At 63.2% G+C, this 4,693-nt stretch carries 6 protein-coding genes; 1 reads left to right on the forward strand and 5 read right to left on the reverse strand.

Going from position 1 to position 4,693, the window contains the following annotated elements; translation table 11 throughout:
* Positions 1 to 84 precede the first annotated feature (84 nt).
* Positions 85 to 390: an HU family DNA-binding protein gene (locus AYR66_RS06440; protein WP_272938364.1), complete on the forward strand. Its 306-nt coding sequence runs from the start codon at positions 85 to 87 to the stop codon at positions 388 to 390.
* A 75-nt stretch (positions 391 to 465) separates the two neighbouring features.
* Here the strand turns inward: AYR66_RS06440 and phnE are convergent, their stop codons facing one another.
* The 5 genes from phnE to AYR66_RS06465 all read right to left on the reverse strand — a co-directional run.
* Positions 466 to 1,251 carry a phosphonate ABC transporter, permease protein PhnE gene (phnE, locus tag AYR66_RS06445; RefSeq protein ID WP_088706836.1) on the reverse strand — a complete coding sequence of 262 codons (786 nt, stop codon included), beginning with the start codon at positions 1,249 to 1,251 and terminating at the stop codon, positions 466 to 468.
* Positions 1,248 to 2,084: a PhnE/PtxC family ABC transporter permease gene (locus AYR66_RS06450; RefSeq protein WP_088706837.1), complete on the reverse strand. Its 837-nt coding sequence runs from the start codon at positions 2,082 to 2,084 to the stop codon at positions 1,248 to 1,250. Before AYR66_RS06450 ends, phnE begins: the two co-directional genes overlap by 4 nt.
* On the reverse strand, positions 2,084 to 2,902 hold the full coding sequence (locus AYR66_RS06455) for a phosphonate ABC transporter ATP-binding protein (protein WP_088706838.1): 819 nt from the start codon (positions 2,900 to 2,902) through the stop codon (positions 2,084 to 2,086). Before AYR66_RS06455 ends, AYR66_RS06450 begins: the two co-directional genes overlap by 1 nt.
* Positions 2,903 to 2,904: 2 nt before the next feature.
* Positions 2,905 to 3,783, reverse strand: a complete 879-nt coding sequence (locus AYR66_RS06460; RefSeq protein WP_088706839.1) for a putative selenate ABC transporter substrate-binding protein — start codon at positions 3,781 to 3,783, stop codon at positions 2,905 to 2,907.
* 153 nt (positions 3,784 to 3,936) lie between these two features.
* Positions 3,937 to 4,693 (reverse strand): biotin/lipoyl-containing protein (locus AYR66_RS06465; protein WP_141104177.1); only part of this gene is annotated, 757 nt, incomplete at its 5' end.

The raw sequence follows: 4,693 nt of genomic DNA on the forward strand, positions 1-4,693 counted from the left end.
ATTTGGACGACAATTGAGCATCCCGGCCGGAGCACTTCGGCTGTGGAAAAATACCTACAGACTGCATCAAGACGTGATGCTAGAATCTGTGCCTTTTCTCAGGAGGAACATTTAATGAACAAGACTGAACTGGTTGACGCAATTGCCGCAGACTGCGATCTGTCCAAGGTTGCTGCACAACGTGCTCTCGACTCCGTGATCAACAACATCGTGAAGTCCGTTGCAGAAGGCAAGACCGTGCAACTCGTCGGTTTCGGCAGCTTCGCATGTGGCAAGCGCGCCGAGCGTACCGGCCGCAACCCGCGCACCGGCGAAGAAATCAAGATTGCCGCAGCCAAGACCGTCAAGTTCTCTGCTGGCAAGGCATTCAAGGACGCCGTCAACGGCTGATCCTGTTCCAGCGCCGGGAATCCGGCGCGGAAGTTCATGAAGGGCGACGCAATGCGTCGCCTTTTCTTTTTTGGGTCAGCGTGTCATCCACCGGCGCAGCGAGAAGCTCGCCGCATCGACGACTGCCACCAGCAAGAGCATCGCGACGATGACTGTAGCGGCCTGCTGCATCTGGAACAGCGACAGGTGGTATTTCAGCATCTGCCCCAGGCCGCCCGCGCCGACCACGCCGAGGATGGCTGCGGCACGGATATTGTTTTCCCAGCGGTACAGCGTATAAGACACCATCTGCGGCACGGCCTGCGGCAATGTCGCATAGAGGAAGGCCGCCGAAGGGCGAACACCATTGATGCGCAGGGCCGATTCCGGCTGCGGGGAACAGTTTTCCAGCGAATCGGCAAACAACCGGCCCAGCACCCCGGTCGTATGGGCGGCAAGCGCGAGAGTGCCCGCGAAAGGACCGAGGCCCGCGGCAATCAGCAGGATAGAGGCCCAGACCAGTTCCGGGATCGAGCGCAATATATTTAGCAGCAAACGGGTGCCTGCCCGTGCCGCCTGCCCGAAACGGCCGCTTGCAGGAAGCGCGATCGTGAGGCCGAGCAGGGCGGCGATACCCGTGCCGAGCGCGGACATCGACAGGGTTTCAGCCGCTGCCAGCGCGGTCTTTTTCAGGAAGGGCTGCGCGAGTTCAGGGGGGGCAAAACCAAGCAGGAATTCGCCGGTCGTGCGCACCGCATCCAGGGTGAAGAATGCCCTCCATTGCAGCGGCAGCGTCGCGAAGCTCGCAACGACGAGTGCGGCCATCGCGACCAGCAGCGCAATGGTCGACAGCCGCGCGCGCGGCGCCTGCGGCATGCTCATGCGAGTCTCCTCCGGCACAGCTTGCTGACGCCGTCGGCACAGGCCACCAGCAGTACGAAGACCAGCAGGATCGTCGACACTTCTCCGCCGTCCAGCATCTTCATCGATTCATCCATCCGTTGGCCGAGGCCGCCGGCACCGACAAACCCCATTACGACCGAACCGCGGATCGCGCATTCCCACCGGTACACCGTATAGGAAACCAGTTCGGATGCCGCGTCCGGCAACGCGCCGTAGAGCAGGGCGCCCAGGCGGCTGCTGCCGTTGCGCAGGAGCGTATCGCTCGCGTGGGCGTCGGACGATTCAAGGATCTCGGCATACACCTTGCCGAGCATGCCGCAGTAAGTGAGCGCAATCGCCAGTACCCCGGCGGTCGGGCCGAGTCCGACGACGCGCACGAACAGCAGGGCCCAGACCAGTTCGGGCACGCTGCGCAGGAGGACGAGCAGCCAGCGCACCACCTGCCGTACGACGGTTCCGGCGATGCCGATGCGTCCGGTGCCGATGCGCGACAGCGACAGCCGCTCGGTCACGATCAGCGTCATCGGAATCGCGCCCAGCAGCGCCAGCGCCATGCCAGCCGTTGCGATCGCGATCGTTTCCCAGGTGGCACTGGCCACAAGCGACAGGAATTCGGTCGAATGCGCCGGCGGCACGAAAGCGGACAGGAATCGTCCGGTCGCCTTCAAGCCCTGCTCGTCAAGCAGCAACCAAGGCTTGAATTCGCTCCACACCAGCATCGGCCACAACACTGCCAGCGCGAGGATGATGGCTGCAATGCGACCATGCCAGGCCGGGTCGGGGTGTGCCGTGCGCGAGGAAATGGCAGTCATCAGAAACAGCGTGTGATGAGCGGCGTGGTTGCCGGGATATCCAAAGTGTCGTCGACGGCAGGGGCATGCTGCACATGCTGGTACAGCGCGGTGATCATGTCGTCGGTCACGGCCTCGCGCGCAGCGTCGAACACGATGCGTCCCGCGCGCACGCCGACAATGCGCGGAAACTGCGCACGTGCGAGGTCGACCTGGTGCAGGCTGCACACCAGCGTCGCCTTCCGCGCAGCCGCTTCTTCCTGCAGGACGGCAAGCGTCTGGATGGCAAGCGCGGGATCGAGCGCGGAAAGCGGCTCGTCCACGAGGAAAGCTTCCGCGTGCGACACCAGCAGGCGTGCCATGCTGCAACGCTGCCGCTCGCCGCCGGAGAGACGGTCGACGCGCGCATACAGCTTGTCCTGCAGGTTGAATCGCGCCAGTGCCATGTAAGCCGCTTCCGGATCGGCCGGCTTGACCAGCGAGGCGAGGGCTTGCCACAGGCTCCATTGCGGAAGGCGGCCGGCAAGTACGGCGGTCACCACACGCTGGCGCGGCGGAAGGGGAGGGGTTTGTGGCGCGAGGAACAAGCGCGAACGCAGTGCCTGGCGCCGCGTATCACTGGCGGTCCAGGGATCGGTGCCGAACAGCGAAAAGCGTCCATCATCGGGCCGATGGGCGCAGGCGAGCGTATGCAGCAGGGTCGTCTTGCCTGCGCCCGAGGGGCCGATCAACGCAAGCTGCTCGCCCTGGGCGACAGACAGCGTCAGGTCCCGCAGTGCCGCCGGGCCGGAAGTAGAGACGGTATGGCGTACGGAGACGCCATGTAGTTCAAACGTCATGCTTACTTCAGGAGGCCCGCGTTGCGTGCCGCTTTCTCGATCTGCTCGTAGTTCTCGGTCTTGGTCGGGATGAAGCGCGATGCGCGCTGCAGGTCGAGGATTTCCTTGCCCTGCGCGTCGTTCGGGTTCAGTGCGAGGAAGGCGTCGGTAAGCTTCTTGCGCAGCGCCGGATCCATATCGGAACGTACGGTCCAGTTGTAGTCGTAATAGCCCGGCGTGGTATAGAAGACGCGCACGGATTTCGGATCGATCTTGCCTTGCGAGACGAGCTTTTCCCAGACCGAAATATTGAGTGCGCCCGCGTCCACCTTGCCGCTGGCCACTGCGGCCACGGTGGCGTCGTGCGCGCCTGAGAAGGCCACGCGCTTCATGTCCGCATCGGGATTGATATTGGCGGCCAGCAGGAAGGAACGCGGCATCAGGTGGCCGGAGGTCGACGACTCCGAGCCGAAGGTGAAGGTCTTGCCCTTCAGGTCGGCGAGGCTGTTGATCGCGGGACTGGCCGTGATGAAGACCGAACGGAACTTCTCGTCTTCCTCGCGCTGCACGATGGGGATCACCTTGTTGTTGCTGCGGATCTTTGCCTGCACGAAGGTGAAGCCGCCAAACCACACCATGTCGAGTTTCTTGTTGACCAGGCCTTCGACGGACGCCGCGTAATCGGTCACCGGCACGAACTCGACCTTCATGCCCAGCTTTTGCTCGAGATAGTTGCCGAGCGGCTTGAACTTGCGTTGCAGTTCGGTGGGCGCCTCGTCGGGAATTGCGGAGACGCGGAAGACCTGTTGCGCGTTGGCGATACCGGCAAGGGCAATTGCCGTTGCAGCGACGGTCAGCTGGGCGAAGCGTTTGAAGGACGAGGAAAGGGCGGGACGTTTCATCTTGTTCGGGGTCGGCGCGTGAAAAGGCTTTGTATTTTAAATAAAGCCCCGGCGCGCGTCACATGTAATCAGCGGGAGCTGCCTGTTCTTGTCGGAATTGCAAATAAAAAGGGCCCGCAACGCTGCGGGCCCTGTGCTTGCTGCCAGGACAGCTTAGTCAGCGAGCTCGACCAGCAAATCCTTCGCCGCCACCACTGCGCCAGGACGCACATGCGTATGCTTCACCACCGCATCGCGCTCGGCCCGGATCATGGTTTCCATCTTCATCGCCTCGATCGACACCAGCGGATCACCCTTGGCCACCTTCTGGCCGGCCTTCACCGCCAGCGTCACGATCATGCCCGGCATCGGCGCGCCGACATGGTTCGCATTGCCATCCTGCGCGCGCGGATGCGTGACCAGCTTCACCGCGCCAGCCTTGTCGATGCGCACCATGCGCGCCTGGCCGTTGAGTTCGAAGAACAGCTTGCTCTGGCCTTCTTCCTCCAGTTCGGTGCGGCCCTGCAGGCGCATCACCAGCGTCTTGCCCTGGTCGATGTCGACCGAGATTTCCTGGCCTTCCTTCAAGCCGTAGAAGAACACCGGCGTCGGCAGCACGGAGACGTCGCCATACTGGCGGCGATGCTCGGCGTAGTCGCGGAAGACCTTCGGGTACATCAGGTAAGACGCCAGTTCCTGCTCGCTGATGCTGCGGCCAACCGCCTTTTCCGCGTCTTCCTTCGCCTTGGCGAGATCGACCGGCGGCAGGTTTGCACCGGGACGGCCGACCATCGGCTGGCCGCCCTTCAGCACCTTCTGCTCCAGCGCCTTCGGGAAGCCGTCCGGCGGGAAGCCCAGCTCGCCCTTGAACAGCGAGATCACCGATTCCGGGAACGCGATTTCCTTGTCCGGGTTTTGCACATCGGCCGGC

The sequence above is a fragment of the Noviherbaspirillum denitrificans genome (assembly GCF_002211445.1).
GTDB lineage: Bacteria > Pseudomonadota > Gammaproteobacteria > Burkholderiales > Burkholderiaceae_D > Noviherbaspirillum > Noviherbaspirillum denitrificans.

Excerpts from the sequence above, each read along its gene's own strand:
- phnE (WP_088706836.1), bottom strand. The coding sequence starts at position 1,251 with ATGAGCATGCCGCAGGCGCCGCGCGCGCGGCTGTCGACCATTGCGCTG.
- AYR66_RS06450 (WP_088706837.1), bottom strand. The coding sequence starts at position 2,084 with ATGACTGCCATTTCCTCGCGCACGGCACACCCCGACCCGGCCTGGCAT.
- AYR66_RS06455 (WP_088706838.1), bottom strand. The coding sequence starts at position 2,902 with ATGACGTTTGAACTACATGGCGTCTCCGTACGCCATACCGTCTCTACT.
- AYR66_RS06460 (WP_088706839.1), bottom strand. The coding sequence starts at position 3,783 with ATGAAACGTCCCGCCCTTTCCTCGTCCTTCAAACGCTTCGCCCAGCTG.